We start from the raw sequence: 17,764 nt of genomic DNA on the forward strand, positions 1-17,764 counted from the left end.
GCGCGGTCATCCTCAGGTATGACGCGAGGCCCCGTGGTCCGTCCCTGGTTGCTCCCCGGAACGGGAGCAGCGGGTGACTACACGGCGGCAAAGCGCCGAAAGGATGGACGCGTCCCCCGAGCACACGCCGTCCCGACAGGAGCGTCCATCCCGTGACCACCGCACCCCCAGCCGACCGGACCACCACCGTGGCCGCGCGCGCCACGGAGCTGTCGAAGATCTACGGTCAGGGCGAGACCCAGGTGGTCGCCCTGGACCGGGTCTCCGTCGCCTTCCGGCAGGCCGAGTTCACCGCGATCATGGGCCCCTCCGGCTCCGGCAAGTCCACGCTGATGCACTGCGTGGCCGGACTCGACACGTTCTCCTCGGGGTCCGTGCGCATCGGCGAGACCGAGCTGGGCTCGCTGAAGGACAAGCAGCTCACCCGGCTGCGCCGGGACAAGATCGGCTTCATCTTCCAGGCGTTCAACCTGCTCCCGACGCTGTCCGCCCTGGAGAACATCACCCTCCCGATGGACATCGCCGGCCGCAAGCCGGACAAGGAGTGGCTGGACAGCGTGATCCGGATGGTCGGACTGGCGGACCGGCTGAGCCACCGCCCCTCGCAGCTGTCCGGCGGTCAGCAGCAGCGGGTCGCCGTGGCCCGGGCGCTGGCCTCCCGGCCCGAGATCATCTTCGGTGACGAGCCCACCGGGAACCTCGACTCCCGCTCCGGCGCCGAGGTGCTGGGCTTCCTGCGCAACTCCGTGCGGGAACTGGGGCAGACGGTGGTCATGGTGACCCACGACCCGGTCGCCGCCGCCTACGCGGACCGCGTGGTGTTCCTCGCGGACGGCCGGATCGTGGACGAGGTGTACGGGCCGACGGCCGACTCGGTGCTCGACCGGATGAAGCGGTTCGACGCCAGGGGCCGCACCAGCTGACCCGACCGGCGGCTCCGCCGTCCCGCCCGTCCGCCCCTCTTCCGTACGTCTGGACTCGAGAAGACTCCCATGTTCCGTACCGCCTTGCGCAACGTGTCCGCGCACAAGGCCCGGCTCCTGATGACCGTGCTCGCCGTGATGCTCGGCGTGGCCTTCGTGTCGGGGACCCTGGTCTTCACCAACACCCTCTCCGCCGCCCTGCAGAAGCAGTCCGCCAAGGGCTTCGACCACGTCGACGTCTCCGTCACCCCCGACTGGCAGGAGGCCGAGGGCGACAAGGTCGGCGAGCCGCGGGAGCTGACCCGCGCCCTGGTCGACGACAGTGCCCGGGTGCCCGGCGCCGAGCGGGCCATCGGGGTCGTCACCGGCTTCACCGCGCTCGCCGGCAAGGACGGCAAGCTGATCGGCAGCGGCTTCCAGTCGCAGGGCGGCAACTACTGGGGTGACGAGGACCCGCGCTATCCGCTGACCGAGGGCCGCGCGCCCCGGGGCGAGGGCGAGATCCTCATCGACTCCGAGACGGCGGAGCGGGCCGGCTACCGGGTCGGCGACACCGTGCGGATGTCGGTCGACGGTCCCGTCCTGGAGCCGGAGATCACCGGCGTCTTCACCACCGACGACGGCAATGTCGCGGCCGGCGGCAGCCTCACGCTGTTCGACACCACGACCGCGCAGAAGCTGTTCGGCAAGGCCGGCACCTTCGACGAGATCGCCGTCAAGGCGAAGGACGGCGTCGGCGAGAGCGCGCTGCGGGCCCAGCTGGACGAGGCGCTGCCCGCCGACGTCGTGCAGACCACGACCGGCACGAGGCTCGCCGACGACCAGGCGGAGGCGATCGCCTCCTCGATGAGCGGACTGAAGCAGGGGCTGCTGGTGTTCGCCGGCATCGCGCTGTTCGTCGGCACGTTCATCATCGCCAACACCTTCACCATGCTGGTCGCCCAGCGGACCAAGGAACTGGCGCTGATGCGCGCCGTCGGCGCCTCCCGCCGCCAGGTCACCCGGTCGGTGCTGATCGAGGCGTTCGTGGTGGGCGCGGTCGCCGCGGTCGCGGGGCTGGCCGCCGGCGTCGGCATCGGCGTCGGTCTGCGCTCCCTGATGGGAACCCTGGACGCGCCCATGCCCGACGGGCCCCTGGTGATCAGCCCGGGCACGGTCGCCTCCGCCTTCGCCGTCGGCATCGTGGTCACGATGCTCGCCGCGTGGCTGCCCGGACGCCGGGCCGCGAAGATCCCGCCGGTGGCGGCGATGAGCGCCCTGCACGCCCAGGCGACCACCAAGTCGCTGGTGCTGCGCAACACGCTGGGCGCGCTGTTCTCGGCGGCGGGTGTCGCGGTGGTGCTCGCGGCCACCACGATGAGCGGCTCCGACGGCCAGGCGCCCATGGGCATCGGCGCGGTGCTGCTGATCATCGGTGTCTTCATCCTGACCCCGCTGCTGTCCCGTCCGCTGATCGCCGCGGCCGCTCCGGTCCTGCGCGTCTTCGGGGTCTCCGGCAAGCTGGCCCGGCAGAACTCGCTGCGCAACCCGCGCCGTACCGCGGCCACCGCGTCCGCGCTGATGATCGGGCTCACCCTGATCACCGGTATGACGGTGGCGGCCGGCAGCCTGCAGAAGTCCATCGACAAGATGGCGGCCGAGTCGATCGAGGCGGACTACGTGGTCTCCATGGCGAACGGCAACGCGCTGTCGCCGGATGTCGCGAAGACGCTGCAGGGGGCCGACGGGGTCACCGCCACCAGCCCGATGCGCAACGCCGTCTCCCGCATCGACGGCGAGACCGAGTACCTGACCGGTGTCACCGGCTCGGCGATCAACGAGCTGACCGAGTTCGAGATGAAGTCCGGCGCCTTCCAGGTCGGTGGCGCGCGGGTGGCCGTGGACGACGGCACGGCGAAGGCGCGCGGCTGGAAGACGGGGTCGGTCTTCACCGTCGCCTACGAGGACGGCGAGAAGCAGCGGCTGACGGTCTCCGGCGTCTACCTGGCCAACGAGATGATCAGTGGCATCATGATCGACACCGCGACGCTCGCTCCGCACGAGTCCGAGCCGTCCGACATGATGGTCATGGTGAAGACCGCCGACGGCGCGTCCGACGCGGTGAAGGAGTCGCTGGAGAAGGCCCTCGGCAGCAACCCGGGGATCCGGGTCCAGGACAAGCAGGACCTCTCGAACCAGATCGCGCAGATGTTCACCGTGGTGCTGAACATGGTCTACGGCCTGCTGGCGATGGCGGTGATCGTGGCGGTCCTCGGTGTGATCAACACTCTGGCCATGTCGGTGTTCGAGCGTGCCCAGGAGATCGGCATGCTGCGGGCGATCGGCCTGGACCGCAAGGGCATCAAGCGGATGGTCCGCCTGGAGTCCCTGGTGATCTCCCTGTTCGGCGGGGTGCTCGGCATCGGCCTCGGGGTGTTCTTCGGCTGGGCGGTCGGTGAGCTGATGGGGACCACGATGGCGACGTACGAACTGGTCCTGCCGTGGGCCCGGATGGGCGTGTTCCTGCTGCTGGCCGGCCTGGTCGGTGTGCTGGCGGCGCTGTGGCCGGCGCGGCGGGCGGCCCGGCTGAACATGCTGCAGGCGATCAAGGCCGAGTAGCCGGGCGGCGGCACGGCGGTGCGGGCCCCGTTCCGGGTGGGACGGGGCCCGTCCCACGTCAGTTCCAGGCGCGGGCGCGCAGGGGGAGGCCGGAGGCGCCGGACCCGGGGGTGCGCACGGCGAGGACCTGGTTGACGCCGATGCGGCCGCGTTCGAAGGCGAGGGCGGAGGCGGCCATGTAGAGCTGCCAGACGCGGACCCGCCCCGGTCCGGCGAGGGCCACCGCGCGGGCCCGGCCGGCTTCCAGGTTCGCCACCCACTGGCGCAGGGTGAGGGCGTAGTGCTCGCGGATCGACTCCACGTCGCGCACCTCGAAGCCCGCCCGCTCCAGCAGGGACACCGTGGTGCCCAGCGGGGCGAGTTCGCCGTCGGGGAAGACGTAGGCGTCGATGAAGTCGTCCACCCGGTACGACGTCTCGTCGCGCTGCGGGCGGCGGGCGATCTGGTGGTTGAGCAGCCGGCCGCCCGGCTTGAGCAGGCCGTGCAGGGCGGTGGCGTACTCCAGGTAGCGCTCGGATCCGACGTGTTCGGCCATGCCGATGGAGGAGACGGCGTCGTACGGGCCGTCGGTGACGTCCCGGTAGTCCTGGACGCGGATCTCGACCCGGTCGGTCAGTCCCTCGTCCGCGACGCGCTTGCGGGCGTGGGCGGCCTGTTCCCGGGAGAGGGTGATGCCGACGACCTCCACGCCGTGGTCGCGGGCGGCGTGGACGGCCATGGAACCCCAGCCGCAGCCGACGTCCAGCAGGCGCCGGCCCGGGGCCAGGGCGAGCTTGCGGGCGACGAGTTCGAGCTTGTCGTGCTGGGCCTGTTCGAGGGTGGCGTGCGGGGGCGGGGCGGGCCAGTAGGCGCAGGAGTACACCATCGACGGGCCGAGGACGATCTCGTAGAAGTCGTTGCCGACGTCGTAGTGGTGGCTGATCGCGCGTCTGTCGCTGTGCCTGGTGTGCAGGCCGCGACGGGGGCGGCGGGCCTCCTCCGGGGGCGGGGCCGGCGGCAGCGGGGGCCCGGCGAGGGCGAGGAGGCCGCAAACGGCGGAGCGGAAGGCGGGGTCGCGCAGGGCCCGGGGCAGGGTGCGGTGGTCGTCCTCGCCGCGCTCCCAGATGTGGCCGGCGAGCCGGTCCAGCACGGTGTAGAGGTCGCCCTCGACGGTGACGTCACCGGCCACCCAGGCGCGGGCCAGGCCCAGTTCACCCGGCTTGCGCAGGAGGTGGCGCACGGCGCGGCGGTTGCGTACGACCAGGGTGGGGGCGTCCGGGGGGCCGGCCTGGGAGCCGTCCCAGGTGCGGACGCGGACGGGGAGCGTGGTGCCGATCAGCTGTTCCAGGGCGCCTTTCAGCCGCGGGGCGGCGTCTGCCATGGTGTACACCTCCGTGACGGGGAATCCCGGAATGTCCTCACCACGTAAACACCCGGGGGGTGGCTCCGCAGTCCCCGGCACGCGTCATCTCCGGGCAAAGCGCGGAAACGCACCCGCTGGGACGCACGGGCCCCCGGAGCGCCCGTCCCTGCGCCGCTCCCGGGGGGGGTCCGTCCCCCGGTGGCCCTCCGGCCTTCGCCCGCCCATGGCGAAGGGGCCGCCCGCACCACGGATGGCGGGCGGCCCCTTCGACGGGGTGACCTGGGGTCAGGAGGCCTTGGCCTCGGTCTTCTTCGGCTCCTGCTGGGCCGCCGCGGGGGCGGGCGCCGGCTTGGCCGCCTCGTAGAACTCCTCGCGCGGCGACTCGATCGCGCCCAGGGACACGACCTCGCGCTTGAGGAACATGCCGAGGGTCCAGTCGGCGAAGACGCGGATCTTGCGGTTGAAGGTCGGCATCGCCATGCCGTGGTACGCCCGGTGCATGTACCAGGCGAGACGGCCCTTCAGCTTGATCTTCATCTTGCCGACGACGATCATCGCGACGCCCTTGTGCAGGCCGAGGCCCGCCACCGCGCCCTTGTTGGCGTGGCTGTACTCCTTCTGCGGGAAGCCCCGCATGCCGGAGACCACGTTGTCGCCGAGGACCTTGGCCTGGCGCAGCGCGTGCTGGGCGTTCGGCGGGCACCAGGCGTTCTCGTTGCCGGCCTTGCGGCCCACGAGGTCCGGGACCTGGGCGTTGTCGCCCGCGGCCCAGATGTAGTCGGTGCCGGTGACCTGGAGGGTCGGCTGGGTGTCGACGTGGCCGCGCGGGCCCAGCGGCAGGCCGAAGCGGGACAGCGCCGGGTTGGGCTTGACGCCCGCGGTCCACACGATGGTGTTGGAGTCGACCTCTAGGCCGTTCTTCAGCACCACGTGGCCGTCGACGCAGGAGTCCATCGACGTGGACAGGTAGACCTCGACGCCGCGGCTCTCGAGGTGCTCCTTGCCGTACGCGCCGAGCTTGGGACCCACCTCGGGGAGGATCTTGTCGGCTGCGTCGACCAGGATGAAGCGCATGTCCTCACGGGACACCGTCTTGTAGTACTTGGCCGCGTCCCGGGCCATGTCCTCGACCTCACCGATGGTCTCCGCGCCGGCGAAGCCGCCGCCGATGAAGACGAAGGTGAGCGCCTTGCGCCGGATCTCCTCGTCCGTGGTGGAGTCCGCCTTGTCGAGCTGCTCGAGGACGTGGTTGCGCAGGCCGATGGCCTCCTCGACGCCCTTCATGCCGATGCCCTGTTCGGCGAGGCCGGGGATCGGGAAGGTACGGGAGACCGCGCCCAGCGCGATCACCAGGTAGTCGAAGGGCAGCTCGTACGCCTCGCCGACCAGCGGGGCGATCGTGGCGACCTTGCGGTCCTGGTCGATGGTGGTGACCCGGCCGGTGAGGACCTCCGCCTTGGGCAGCACGCGTCGCAACGGGACGACGACGTGGCGCGGGGAGATGTTGCCGGCGGCGGTTTCGGGGAGGAAGGGCTGGTAGGTCATGTACGACCGCGGGTCGACGACGGTGACGGTCGCCTCGCCGTAACGCATCTTCTTCTGGATGCGCCGAGCTGCGTACAGGCCTACGTACCCACCGCCTACTACGAGGATCCTGGGACGCTCCGTGGTGCTCATGCCATCGAGTATCCACCCGCCCGAGGGGGGTACTTCGTGCGCCCCTTCACAAGCTCCGACAGGGCCTGTGTTACCATCCCGCACTTCTTGATCCACATCACAGTGCGAAACGGGAACCGGAACACCTCGCGGCGCGTTGTCAATGCCGCGTGAGCTGCCTCTCTGCCCTTCCGAGGCCGCCGTGAGGCCGTTCCGCGACGCAGGCCGGCACCCCCTCCCAAGGTGCCCTGCGCCACCTTCTGAACGTGTTCAAAGGGGTGTTGAGGCCTCGAATGGGTCAACACGGCGCACTTCTTCGTTCTCCCGGGGCCAAATCCTTGTGAAGAACTTCACGAACTTTCCCGCGGGCCCCTCCCGGAACGGCTCCCGAGGGGCCCCGAAAGGCTCCCCGGGCGCCGCTCAAACGGTATCCCGACTGCTCAGCGGAGGGCTACTGGCCAGTAGCAACAGAGAGCTACGCCACGGACCACGCGATGCCGTCGAGGATGTCGTGCTCCGAGACCACGACCTCCTCCGCACCGGTCCGCTCCATGATCGAGAGCAGGACCAGGGCGCCGGCACCGATCACGTCGACCCGGCCGGGGTGCATCGACGGCACCCGCGCGCGCTCTGCGTGGGTGGAGCGCAGCAGCCACTCGGTGATCTCGCGGACCCGCGCGCGGGAGACCCGCGAGTGGTGGATGGCCGTGGAGTCGTACGCGGGCAGGTCCTGGGCGATCGCCGAGACCGTGGTGACCGAGCCCGCCAGGCCGACGAGGGTGCGCGCCTCGCGCAGCGGGACCGTCTCCTCGGCGCGGTCGAGCGCGGCCTCGATGTCGGCGCGCATCGCCGCGATCTGCTCCGCGGTGGGCGGGTCGCTCACCGCCCCGTCCCGCACCAGGTGCCGCTCGGTCATCCGTACGCAGCCCACGTCCACGGAGCGGGCGGCGCGCACGTGGTCCTCGCCGACGACGAACTCGGTCGAGCCGCCGCCGATGTCCACCACCAGGAAGGGGCGGTGCAGGTCGGTCCGCCCCGACAGTTCCCTGGTGGCGCCGGTGAAGGAGAACTCGGCCTCCTGGTCGCCGGTGATGACCTCGGGCTCCACGCCCAGGATGTCCAGCACCCCGCGCACGAACACGTCGCGGTTCTCGGCGTCCCGGGAGGCGGAGGTGGCGACGAAGCGGAGGCGTTCGGCGCCGTGCTCCTTGACGATCTCCGCGTACTCGCGGCAGGCGGCGAACGTCCGCTCCAGCGCCTCGGGGGCGAGACGGCCCGTGCGGTCGACGCCCTGGCCGAGCCGCACGATCGTCATCCGCCGGTCCAGGTCGGTGAGTTCACCGGTCGCGGGGTCGGCGTCGGCCACCAGCAGCCGGATGGAGTTCGTACCGCAGTCGACGGCGGCGACGCGGGTCACCGGTCCTCCTCCCGGGCGGGGAGCGTCACGCAGGCGCCCTTGCGCCACCACTCGGGCAGCATCGCCAGCGCCTCGTCGCCCAGCGGGTTCACCCCGGGGCCGGCGGCCAGCGAGTGGGCGACCAGGACGTGCAGGCACTTCACCCGGTCCGGCATGCCGCCCGCGCTGGGGAAGTTCTTCAGCTCCTCGATCTCGTCGCGGCGCCGGACGTAGTCCTCGTGCGCCGCGCGGTACGCGGCGGCCAGCTCCGGGTCGGTGGCGAGGCGCTCCGTCATCTCCTTCATCACGCCGTTCGCCTCCAGCGTGCCGATCGCGGAGTTCGCCTTGGGGCACGTCAGGTAGTACAGCGTCGGGAAGGGGGTGCCGTCGGGCAGCCTCGGCGCGGTCTCCACGACGTCCGGCTGCCCGCAGGGGCAGCGGTGGGCGATGGCGCGCAGGCCGCGCGGGGGCCGCCCGAGCTGCTGCTTGAAGGCCTCGACGTCCGCGTCGGTGGGCTCGGTGCGGGGGGTCGTGGGCGGAGGGGTTTCCATACCTGTCTTTTCTGCGGCTTTCACTCAGGGGTCACTGGCCGGCGGCGTCGGCCTTGTCGACGCCGTCCCAGACGTTCGCGTACCAGGGGCGGTCGGCGGCTTCGAGGTCCGTGCGGGACTTCTCGGCCGCGCCCGGGTCGATGACGACGTAGCCGGTCTCGCCGGGCATGACGTGGTGCAGCCGCCGGCGGATCTCCTGCTCGGCGTACGCGTCGTCCTGCCAGCGCGCCTTCATGTCGCGCAGCCGCTCGACCCGCTCGCGGGCCTCGTCCTGCTCCTGCTGGAGGTCGGCGATCTCCGCCCGCTGGGAGACGTACTGCCGCATGGGGTAGGCGAGCGCCACGACCAGGGAGCAGACCACCAGGGCGAGCAGCGCCGCCCGGCCGGTCAGCCGGGAGCGGCGGGCCTGGCGCTTGGTCTGCGAGCGGTAGACCCGGGCCGCGGTCTGCTCGCCGATCAGCCGGATCCTGGTCGCGGTGGAGAAACGGTCCCGGTCCTTCACCGCCATGGTTCCCGCCTCCGGTTCGCCTTCGTCACGCGCGTACGTCCCCGCACACGGTACGGGACCGGGTGCGGGGACGTACGTACGACGCTGCCCACCGGAGGGGTGCTCGGCCCTCGCCGGCTACTGGCCGGCGCGGAACCGCGGGAAGGCGCTGCGGCCGGCGTACACCGCGGCGTCGTCGAGGATCTCCTCGATGCGCAGCAGCTGGTTGTACTTGGCGACGCGCTCGGAGCGGGCCGGGGCGCCGGTCTTGATCTGGCCGCAGTTGGTGGCGACGGCGAGGTCGGCGATGGTGACGTCCTCGGTCTCGCCGGAGCGGTGGGACATCATGCACTTGAAGCCGTTGCGCTGGGCCAGCTCGACGGCGTCGAGGGTCTCGGTCAGCGAGCCGATCTGGTTGACCTTGACCAGCAGGGCGTTGGCGGCGCCCTCCTCGATGCCGCGGGCGAGGCGCTCGGGGTTGGTGACGAACAGGTCGTCGCCGACGAGCTGGACCTTGTCACCGAGCTTGTCGGTGATGGTCTTCCAGCCCTCCCAGTCGTCCTCGAACAGCGGGTCCTCGATGGACACGAGCGGGTACGCCTCGACGAGCTCGGCGTAGTACTCGGTCATCTCGGCGGCCGTGCGCTCCTTGCCCTCGAAGGTGTAGGAGCCGTCCTTGTAGAACTCGGAGGCGGCGACGTCGAGGGCGAGGGCGATCTGCTCGCCGGGGGTGTAGCCGGCTTCCTTGATGGCCTCGAGGATGAGGTCGAGGGCCTCGCGGTTGGAGCCGAGGTTCGGGGCGAAGCCGCCCTCGTCGCCGAGGCCGGTGGCCAGGCCCTTGCTCTTCAGGACCTTCTTCAGCGTGTGGTAGACCTCGGTGCCCCAGCGCAGGGCCTCGGAGAAGGACTCCGCGCCGATCGGGGCGATCATGAACTCCTGGATGTCCACGTTGGAGTCGGCGTGCGAGCCGCCGTTCAGGATGTTCATCATCGGCACCGGCAGCAGGTGCGCGTTGGGGCCGCCCAGGTAGCGGAAGAGCGGCAGGTCGGAGGCCTCGGAGGCGGCGTGGGCCACGGCGAGCGAGACGCCGAGGATGGCGTTGGCGCCGAGCGAGCCCTTGTTGTCGGTGGCGTCCAGGTCGAACATGGCCTGGTCGATCAGGCGCTGCTCGGTGGCGTCGTAGCCGACGAGCTCCGGGCCGATCTGCTCGATGACGGCCAGGACGGCCTTCTCCACGCCCTTGCCCAGGTAACGGCTCGCATCGCCGTCACGGAGTTCGATGGCCTCGAAGGCGCCGGTGGAGGCGCCGGACGGGACGGCGGCACGACCCGTGCTGCCGTCGTCGAGGCCGACCTCGACCTCGACCGTGGGATTGCCTCGGGAGTCCAGGATTTCCCGGGCTACGACGACGTCGATGGACGGCACGAGCATCTCCTTCTTGGATGTGACGCGAGTGAGCGAGACCACGGTGGGTCTTGCGAGACCGAGCCTAACCGGCTCCGGGCGATCGGCCAGCGGTCGCCCGCCCCGTGGACAGGACCGAGCGTAGATTGTTTCCGACCGGAACAAAGACTGTTCGGCACATCGTGACCGGAAAGTGCCCGGAGAAATGCCCCGCCCCGGTGCGTACGGGGGAGAACGCACCGGGGCGGGGGGCCCGTGGGGGGACCGGGGAGGACCCGCGGCTGCCCTACTTCAGGTGCAGCTGCTGGCCCGGGTAGATGAGGTCGGCGTCCGCGACGATGTCGTCGTTGAGCTCGAACAGCTTGGCCCAGCCGCCCTTGACGTCCTGCTCCGCGGCGATGGAGCTGAGGGTGTCGCCGGTGACGACCTTGTACTCGCCGTCGCCCTTCTCGACCTTCTTGCCGGTCGGGGTGGTGACGGTCTTCTTCTCGACCTTCTTCTCCACCTTCTTCTCCACCTTCTTCTCGACCTGCTGCTCGGCGGCCGGACGCTCGCTGGAGCGGGAGGCCTTCTGCTCGCTCTCCCGGGTCTCGGTGGTGTTCTGCGAGGAGCCCGAGCCGTTCGAGGAGGAGCCGGTGTAGGCGGCGTTGGACAGGCCCTTGCCGCAGACCGGCCAGGCGCCCTTGCCCTGGCCCGCCAGGACCTTCTCGGCGATCTCGATCTGCTGGGCCTTGCTGGCCCGGTCGGCGGTGGAGGCGTACTTCGTGCCGCCGTAGCCGGCCCAGGTGGAGGCGGAGAACTGCAGGCCGCCGTAGTAGCCGTTGCCGGTGTTGATGGACCAGTTGCCGCCGGACTCGCACTGGGCGACGGCGTCCCACTCGGAGGCGGTGGCGGCGGAGGCGTTGCCGGCCGCCATCAGCGGGGCGGCGACGGCGGCGGACGCGACGCCGGCGACGGCGATGGCGCGGGTGGCCTTGGACGGACGACGGTGCTTGCCCTTGCCGGAAAACAGCATGGATGGATCCCCTCACCGACGCCTGCGAGGTGAGCTGTCGGGTTCGGGCCGGTTGAGTTGCCCGGCCACGTCCCGTGCGGGACGCGGCTTCACCCCGAGCCGTATCCGGCGTCAACTGCCCGGATCCGGCGCCTACCTTGGGTCCCCCGCTCCTGCCTACGGCGCATGACGCGACGACTGTTCCCGTGCTGCCACTGGCAGGATTCGGCGTGGCGGCAGCCGGGGCCCGCGGTGGCGAGCGATCACGACCGTAGACACGTGATCCGCGGAATATCAAAGACGATCACGGCTTCTGAGACCTATCTCTCACAGCCTTTAAATCGGACATTCACCGCGAAACATGACGCCAACTGCCGCCGTGTTCAGGCGTTTTCGAATGTCACTTTTCGCCCGCTTCCGCCCCGACCTCGAGCTCCTGACCCGGCAGGATGTAGTCCGGGTCGGCACCGATGAGCTGCTCGTTCACCACGTAGAGCGCGCGCCATCCGCCGTCCACCGAAAGGGAGTCGGAGATGGTCGAGAGGCTGTCTCCGGGCGTCACGGTGTAGGAGTCGTCGGAGGTGCCGCCGCCCCAGGCGTCGATGCCCCGCGAGGCGTGCCGGCCGGACGAGTCGGACGCGGAGTCCTCCCCACCCTCCTCGGCGCTCGCGCCGCGGTGCTTGCCGGTCCCGGCGCTCTCGGTGCCCTCGGTCTCCGAAGGGCCCTTGTTCTGCCCCGTCTCGCCCGGCTTGCCCGACTCGTCGGACTCGGGCTTCGCCGAAGCGGAGGGGGTCGAGGTGGCCGTGTCCGCGCCCGCACCCCCGCTCGCCTCGGCGTCCGGTGCGGCGGACGCGCCGGACGCACCCGGTTCGCCCGTCGCCTGAGGGCTCTTCGTCTCTCCCCCGGTGCCGGACGACGGGCCGGTCGTGGCCGACGGGGTGGGGGACGCGGACGCGTCGCCGGACCCGGGCGTGGCGGTCGAACCGGGCGTACCGGGGTCGACGTCGGCCGCGGGCGCGTTCTGGTCGAGCCCGCCGAGCAGTCCGCAGGTGCGCCACGCGCCGACACCCTGGTCGGCGAGGATCTTCTCGGCCACGGCTATCTGCTGGCCGCGGCTGGCCTGGTCGGCACTGGGCGCGTAGTCCAGGCCGCCGTACTTCTCCCAGTCGTCCTGGGTCAGCTGCAGGCCGCCGTAGTACCCGTTGCCGGTGTTCTGGCTCCAGGAGCCGCCGCTCTCGCACTCGGCGACCCGGTCCCAGGCCGTGCCGTCGGCGGCGCTCGCGCCGCCGGCTCCGAGGAGCGGGATCGCGATGGCGGAGCCGGTCACTCCGGCCGCGACGAGGAGAGCCGGAGCCTGGCGGGGGCGACGGTGCCGACCGTTCCCGGAGAGCATGCGGAGACCTTTCGCAGAACAGCAATGACAGGCGCGGTGAGTGGAGCCTCGGGCACCGCACTTGATGGGTGAACGTATCGGCAGACGATCACTTGTCACAAGTTCATGCCGCGCAGATCACGTGAAGATCACAGAGTTGAGGGCGTGTCATGTTTGCGCTGGTCCGCCCGGGGGCATCGGCGGGCGTCCCGTTCCGTCACCGTGCGGTGGTGTGAACTCCACCGGGAGTGTGCGCAGTCCCCGCATGATGAGCCCGCCGCGCCAGCGGAGTTCGGCCGGTTCCGCCGCGAGCCGCAGGTCCGGCAGCCGGGTGAGCAGGGTGGCGAGCGCGGTCTGGCCCTCCAGCCGGGCCAGCGGGGCGCCCAGGCAGTAGTGGATGCCGTGGCCGTATCCCAGGTGCTGGTTGTCACGCCGGCCGAGGTCGAGGACGTCCGGGCCGTCGAACCGTTCGGGATCCCGGTCCGCGGCGGCCAGGACGACCAGCACCGGGTCCCCGGCGGCGATGCGCCGGCCGCCGATGGTGACCGGTTCGGTGGCGAACCGCCAGGTGGCGAGCTCCACGGGGCCGTCGTAGCGCAGGAGTTCCTCCACGCCCGTCTCCAGCAGCCCGTGGTCCCCGGCGGCGAGGGCCCGTTGCAGCCGCTCGCGCTGCGCGGGATGGGTGAGCAGGGCGTAGGTGCCGTTGCCGATCAGGTTGACGGTGGTCTCGAAGCCGGCGAACAGCAGGATGAACGCCATGGCGGCCGCCTCGTTCTCCGTGAGGTGCTCGCCGTGGTCGGAGGCGCGGATGAGGCCGGAGATGAGGTCCTCGCCCGGCGCGGGCTCGGCGGGCAGCGCCGCGCGTTTGCGGTGGATCAGCTCGGCGAGGTAGCCGCGCATCTTCTTCACCGACCGGGCGACACCGCCGCGCGGGCCGCCGCCGTGACGGATCATCATGCCCGCCCAGTCGCGGAAGTCGTCCTGGTCCTCGCGCGGGACGCCGAGCAGGTCGCAGATGGCGTAGATGGGCAACGGGAAGGCGAATTCGTGGATGAGGTCGGCGGAGCCGCTGCCGGCGAACGCGTCGATGAGTCCGTCGGTGAGCTCCTGCACCCGGGGCGCGAACTCGGCGACCCGGCGCGGGGTGAACGCCTTGCTGACCAGCCTCCGCAGCCGGGTGTGGTCCGGCGGGTCGATGTTCAGCAGGTGCGTCATCAGGTCCGCCTGCCGCTCACCGGGGATGCCCGTCCTGCCCCGGGCGTGCGCGGGCTCGTCGTGGTGCGCGGGGTTCTTGGACAGCCGGTTGTCGGCGAGGGTCTGCCGGGCGTCGGCGTACCGCGTGACCAGCCAGGCCTCCACGCCGCTGGGCAGCCGGGTCTTGCGCACGGGCGCGTGCTCGCGCAGCCAGGCGTAGGCGGGGTACGGATCGGCCGCGAACTCCCAGCTGAACAGTTCGGGGACGGGTCCCTGCGGGGCGGCGGGGCAGTGCTGGTCATGCATGCGGCGACCCTAACCGGCGGGGCCGGGTGGCTGCGCCGGCCGGCTCGGAGGGCGCGCCGGGCGGGTGCGGGGGCGCGTGGGGGCTGGTCGCGCAGTTCCCCGCGCCCCTGAAGGAGCGGGACGGGAAGGGGCGGCGGGGGCGGAAACACCCTCGGTCCACCCCCGCCGGTACTCACGCCCCGGACTCGGCCTCCCGTATCGCGTCCCGGTACACGCGCGCCGCCGCGCGCAGCGCCGCCTCCGGGTCCACCCCTGCCGCCTCCGCCCGCGCCGCCAGCGCCAGCAGCTCGTAGCCGACGCCCTCCCCCGCCGGCAGCGGTACGTCCAGCCCCGCCACCCGCGCCCGCGACGCCAGCTTCGCCGCCAGCGCCAGCCCCGGCTGCCCCAGCGGCACCCCCTCGGTCACGGAGCTGCGCTGCTTCTCCTCCGCCTTGGTCCGCAGCCAGTGCGCCTTGACGTCCTCCGGGGTCAGGGCCGTCTCCTCACCGAACACGTGCGGATGCCGGTGGATCAGCTTCGCCACGATTCCGCCCGCCACGTCGTCGACGGAGAAGGGTTCCTCCGGGTGCTCCTGTGCGATCCGGGCGTGGAAGACGACCTGGAGCAGCACGTCCCCCAGTTCCTCCCGCAGCTCCGCCCGGTCCCCCTCCTCGATGGCCTCGACGAGCTCGTACGCCTCCTCGATGCCGTACTTCGCCAGCCCCTCGTGGGTCTGCTGCGACGACCAGGGGCACTCCACCCTGATCCGGTCCATCACCTGCACGAGGTCCAGCAGGCGGGCGCCCGGCAGGTCGTAGGAGGCGGGCAGCAGCTCCAGCTCGGGCATCCGCACCCGGCCGGAGCCGGCCAGCCGGGCCAGCCCGTCGGTCAGCGCGGGTTCGCCCTCCCCCGTCGCCACGACGACCACCGTCCGCCCGCCCGCACAGGCGTCGACGAGCTCCCCGGCGGTCGGCGAGGCCTCCTCGACCGGGACGCCCGCCTCCCGCAGATACGGCAGCTGCGGATGGGCGCCGTCCGCGCAGAGCACCCGGTCGGCCGCGTGCAGCAGCTGCCAGGCCGGCCAGGACAGCAGGCCGGGCGCGACACGGTGGCTGGTGGTGAGCAGGACGACGCGGCCGGGGTCGCCCCCGGGCGTCGGCGTCGGTGCGGGGCTGATTGCGTTCACCCTCCGAAACTAGCCCACGGCCGCGCCCGCCTCCCCGGACGTCACGGCCTCACAGCGTCAGCGGGGCCGCGGCCGTCGCCGTCACGTCCCGCACCCACGGCGTCTTCGCGTCCACGCGGCTGCTCTTGCCGACGTCCCAGTCGCCGTAGCGCGGGTTGAGGTCGACGTCGAGTTCCTTGCCGGCCTTCGACAGCGCCTGCCAGAACTCCGGCCGGCTGGTGTCGGTGCCGAGGCTCTGGGCGAGCTTCTGTGCCTGGAGCTGGAGCCGGAGGTTCTCCTCCAGGCGCTGCGGCGGGATGCCGTACTGCTGGAGCCAGGCGGCCTCCAGCCCCTCCGCTCCGCCGGCCTGCTCCTCCAGGCCGGACCGCATCTGCTGGATCTCGCGGTCCGTGACCGTCACCCCGGCGTTCCGCGCGGCGTGCTCCAGCACCCGGTCCAGGACCATGCCGTGCAGGGTGTCGCGGGTCAGGCTCCCGGTCCGCGCGATGGCCTGCTGGTACTGCGCCTCGTCCGGTACGGCCGCCCGCTGGGCCGCGCGGACCTCGCCGACCCTGTTCTCCAGCTGCGACACGGTGATGCGTTCCCCGCCGACCACGGCGGCGGCGCCGGGATGCGCGTCGCTCCCGCAGGCGGTGAGCAGGGGTGCCGCCGCGGCGATCGCGGCGGTGAGGAGGAGCGCGGTGCGACGGCGGCGGTGCAAGGAGACCTCCTGAGGAGAGCTTGTGCGGCGGTGCACAAAGTCTTGCGGTGATCGATGGTAGGCATCGGCCAAGCTCTGGCCAACCCATTCGACCAACGATTCACCGCGACTTCCGGCACCGCCGCGCCCGCGCCGTCCGGCCGCACGGCCGCACGGCGGCCTCCGACCCCTATCCGCGCACCTGTCCCAGCCACTGCAGCGTCCGGCGGACCTCGGCGGCGAGCGGGTGCCCGGGCCCCTGGACGCGCTCCACGTCGTGGAGCAGGCGTACCAGCGTCTCGTGCGCGGCGGCCCGGTCGCCGAGGGCGAGCAGCAGGTGGCCGATGCGGCGGCGGACGTCGTGGGCGAGCTGCGGGTCACCGGCGGCGACGTACTGGTTCTCGTAGTACGGCAGCAGCGCCCGGTACTCGGCGAGCGCCGCCGCCGGTTCGCCGAGCTGCTCCAGGCACTGGGCGGCCTCGTAGCGGTGGCGCAGCGACTGCGGGTCGGCCCGGCCGGCCTCGGCGGCGCGTTCGTCGGCGAGGCGGCGCAGTTCGGGCAGGGCGCGCCGGTACTGGCCGTCGTCCAGGAGCGTGGCGGCGTACTGCTTGCGCAGGGTGCGCACGACCGGGGAGTGCTCGCCGTGCTGGCCGGCGGCGACGGGCAGGATCGAGCCGAGGATGTCGACGGCCTGGGTGATGCGGCCCTCGCCGAGCAGCCGCTTCACCTCGTCCACGGCGGCGGCGACGTCGGCCTTCTCCCCCGTGGGCGCGGGCGGCGTGGCGGGCGCCGGGGCGGGCGCGGGGGTGCGGGCGCGGTCCGGCCAGGGGGCGTGCGGGCGCAGGAAGGGACGGGTGGGGTCCAGGGGCGAGCCGGTGGGGGTGCCCCGCGCGGGGAGCAGCAGCGCCAGGTGCTCGTAGACCTCCTGCGCGGAGTCCGGCCGGTGCTGCGGGTCCTTGGCGAGGAGCCTCAGCACCAGCGCCTCCAGCCCCTCGGGCACCTCCGGGCGTATCCGGCGCACCGGCACCGGCGGCTCGTACAGGTGCCGGTGCAGCACCCCGAGGGCCGTCGATCCGGAGAACGGCACGTCGCCGCTGAGCAGTTCGTGCATCAGCACGCCGAGCGCGTACAGGTCCGTGTACGGGCCGACCGCGCCGCCCATCGCCTGCTCGGGGGCCATGTAGGCGGGCGAGCCTATGGGCGTGCCGGTGTGCGTCAGGCGGGTGGTGTCGGCGTCCATGACGGAGGCGACGCCGAGGTCGAGCACGGTGACGGTGCCGTCCTGCTTCACCATCACGTTGCGCGGCTTGAGGTCGCGGTGGACGATCGGCACGGCGTGCACGGCGCTCAGGACGGCGCACAGCTGCGCGGCCACCGCGACCGCCCACTGCCACGGGTAGGGGTCGTGTTCGGCGAGGTGGTCGCCGAGGTCGGCGCCGTCGACGTACTGCATGACGAGGAACAGTTCCTCGCCCTCGCTGCCCGCGTCGTGCACGGTGACCAGGCCCGGGTGGTCGACCTGGGCGGTCACCCGGCACTCGCGCACGAAGCGCCGGCGCAGTTCGTCGGCCTCCTGGCCGGCGACCTTGTCCGGGCGCAGCAGCTTGACCGCCACGCGCCGGTCCAGCCGCTTGTCGTAGGCCGTCCACACCTGTCCCATGCCGCCCTGTCCGATGAGCGTGGACAGTTCGTAGCGG

The 17,764-nt window shown here is 72.0% G+C and carries 14 protein-coding genes and 1 riboswitch; of the genes, 2 read left to right on the top strand and 12 right to left on the bottom strand.

All coding sequences use genetic code 11. The annotated features are described in order from the left end of the window. Positions 1-152 precede the first annotated feature (152 nt). Positions 153-923 carry an ABC transporter ATP-binding protein gene (locus IE118_RS26845; RefSeq protein WP_189560636.1) on the top strand — a complete coding sequence of 257 codons (771 nt, stop codon included), beginning with the start codon at positions 153-155 and terminating at the stop codon, positions 921-923. A 69-nt stretch (positions 924-992) separates the two neighbouring features. Beyond that, positions 993-3,521, top strand: a complete 2,529-nt coding sequence (locus IE118_RS26850; protein WP_189560637.1) for an ABC transporter permease — start codon at positions 993-995, stop codon at positions 3,519-3,521. A gap of 58 nt (positions 3,522-3,579) precedes the next feature. Here IE118_RS26850 and IE118_RS26855 read toward each other — a convergent pair whose 3' ends face one another. The 12 genes from IE118_RS26855 to IE118_RS26910 form a co-directional block, all read right to left on the bottom strand. Then, positions 3,580-4,881 (bottom strand): class I SAM-dependent methyltransferase, encoded by a 1,302-nt coding sequence (locus tag IE118_RS26855; protein WP_189560638.1) that lies wholly within the window; start codon positions 4,879-4,881, stop codon positions 3,580-3,582. A 267-nt stretch (positions 4,882-5,148) separates the two neighbouring features. Further along, positions 5,149-6,540: an NAD(P)/FAD-dependent oxidoreductase gene (locus tag IE118_RS26860; RefSeq protein WP_189560639.1), complete on the bottom strand. Its 1,392-nt coding sequence runs from the start codon at positions 6,538-6,540 to the stop codon at positions 5,149-5,151. A gap of 454 nt (positions 6,541-6,994) precedes the next feature. Further along, positions 6,995-7,936, bottom strand: a complete 942-nt coding sequence (locus tag IE118_RS26865; RefSeq protein ID WP_189560640.1) for a Ppx/GppA phosphatase family protein — start codon at positions 7,934-7,936, stop codon at positions 6,995-6,997. Continuing rightward, the gene (locus IE118_RS26870) at positions 7,933-8,466 is read right to left on the bottom strand and encodes a DUF501 domain-containing protein (protein WP_189560641.1); all 534 of its coding nucleotides are present in this window, start codon (positions 8,464-8,466) and stop codon (positions 7,933-7,935) included. Before IE118_RS26870 ends, IE118_RS26865 begins: the two co-directional genes overlap by 4 nt. A 31-nt stretch (positions 8,467-8,497) precedes the next feature. Next, a complete protein-coding gene (locus IE118_RS26875) occupies positions 8,498-8,974 on the bottom strand; it encodes an FtsB family cell division protein (RefSeq protein ID WP_189560642.1) in 477 nt (158 codons plus the stop codon). 117 nt (positions 8,975-9,091) lie between these two features. Continuing rightward, positions 9,092-10,378 (bottom strand): phosphopyruvate hydratase, encoded by a 1,287-nt coding sequence (gene eno / locus IE118_RS26880; protein WP_189560643.1) that lies wholly within the window; start codon positions 10,376-10,378, stop codon positions 9,092-9,094. Between the two features lie 265 nt (positions 10,379-10,643). Beyond that, entirely contained in the window at positions 10,644-11,372 is a 729-nt protein-coding gene (locus IE118_RS26885; protein WP_189560644.1) for a LysM peptidoglycan-binding domain-containing protein, read from the bottom strand. Positions 11,373-11,376: 4 nt separating this feature from the next. Next, a riboswitch (cyclic di-AMP (ydaO/yuaA leader) is annotated at positions 11,377-11,546 on the bottom strand. Positions 11,547-11,751: 205 nt separating this feature from the next. Further along, the gene (locus IE118_RS26890; RefSeq protein ID WP_189560645.1) at positions 11,752-12,744 is read right to left on the bottom strand and encodes a LysM peptidoglycan-binding domain-containing protein; all 993 of its coding nucleotides are present in this window, start codon (positions 12,742-12,744) and stop codon (positions 11,752-11,754) included. 147 nt (positions 12,745-12,891) lie between these two features. Continuing rightward, positions 12,892-14,223 carry a cytochrome P450 family protein gene (locus IE118_RS26895; protein WP_189560646.1) on the bottom strand — a complete coding sequence of 444 codons (1,332 nt, stop codon included), beginning with the start codon at positions 14,221-14,223 and terminating at the stop codon, positions 12,892-12,894. A gap of 172 nt (positions 14,224-14,395) precedes the next feature. Further along, positions 14,396-15,388: a nucleoside triphosphate pyrophosphohydrolase gene (locus IE118_RS26900; protein WP_373303230.1), complete on the bottom strand. Its 993-nt coding sequence runs from the start codon at positions 15,386-15,388 to the stop codon at positions 14,396-14,398. Positions 15,389-15,437: 49 nt separating this feature from the next. Further along, positions 15,438-16,088 (bottom strand): SurA N-terminal domain-containing protein, encoded by a 651-nt coding sequence (locus tag IE118_RS26905; RefSeq protein ID WP_189560647.1) that lies wholly within the window; start codon positions 16,086-16,088, stop codon positions 15,438-15,440. A gap of 169 nt (positions 16,089-16,257) precedes the next feature. Continuing rightward, a complete protein-coding gene (locus IE118_RS26910) occupies positions 16,258-17,754 on the bottom strand; it encodes a serine/threonine-protein kinase (RefSeq protein WP_268248973.1) in 1,497 nt (498 codons plus the stop codon). Positions 17,755-17,764: the final 10 nt, after the last annotated feature.

This window comes from Streptomyces pilosus (genome assembly GCF_014649835.1).
In the GTDB taxonomy this organism is placed as follows: Bacteria; Actinomycetota; Actinomycetes; order Streptomycetales; family Streptomycetaceae; genus Streptomyces; species Streptomyces pilosus.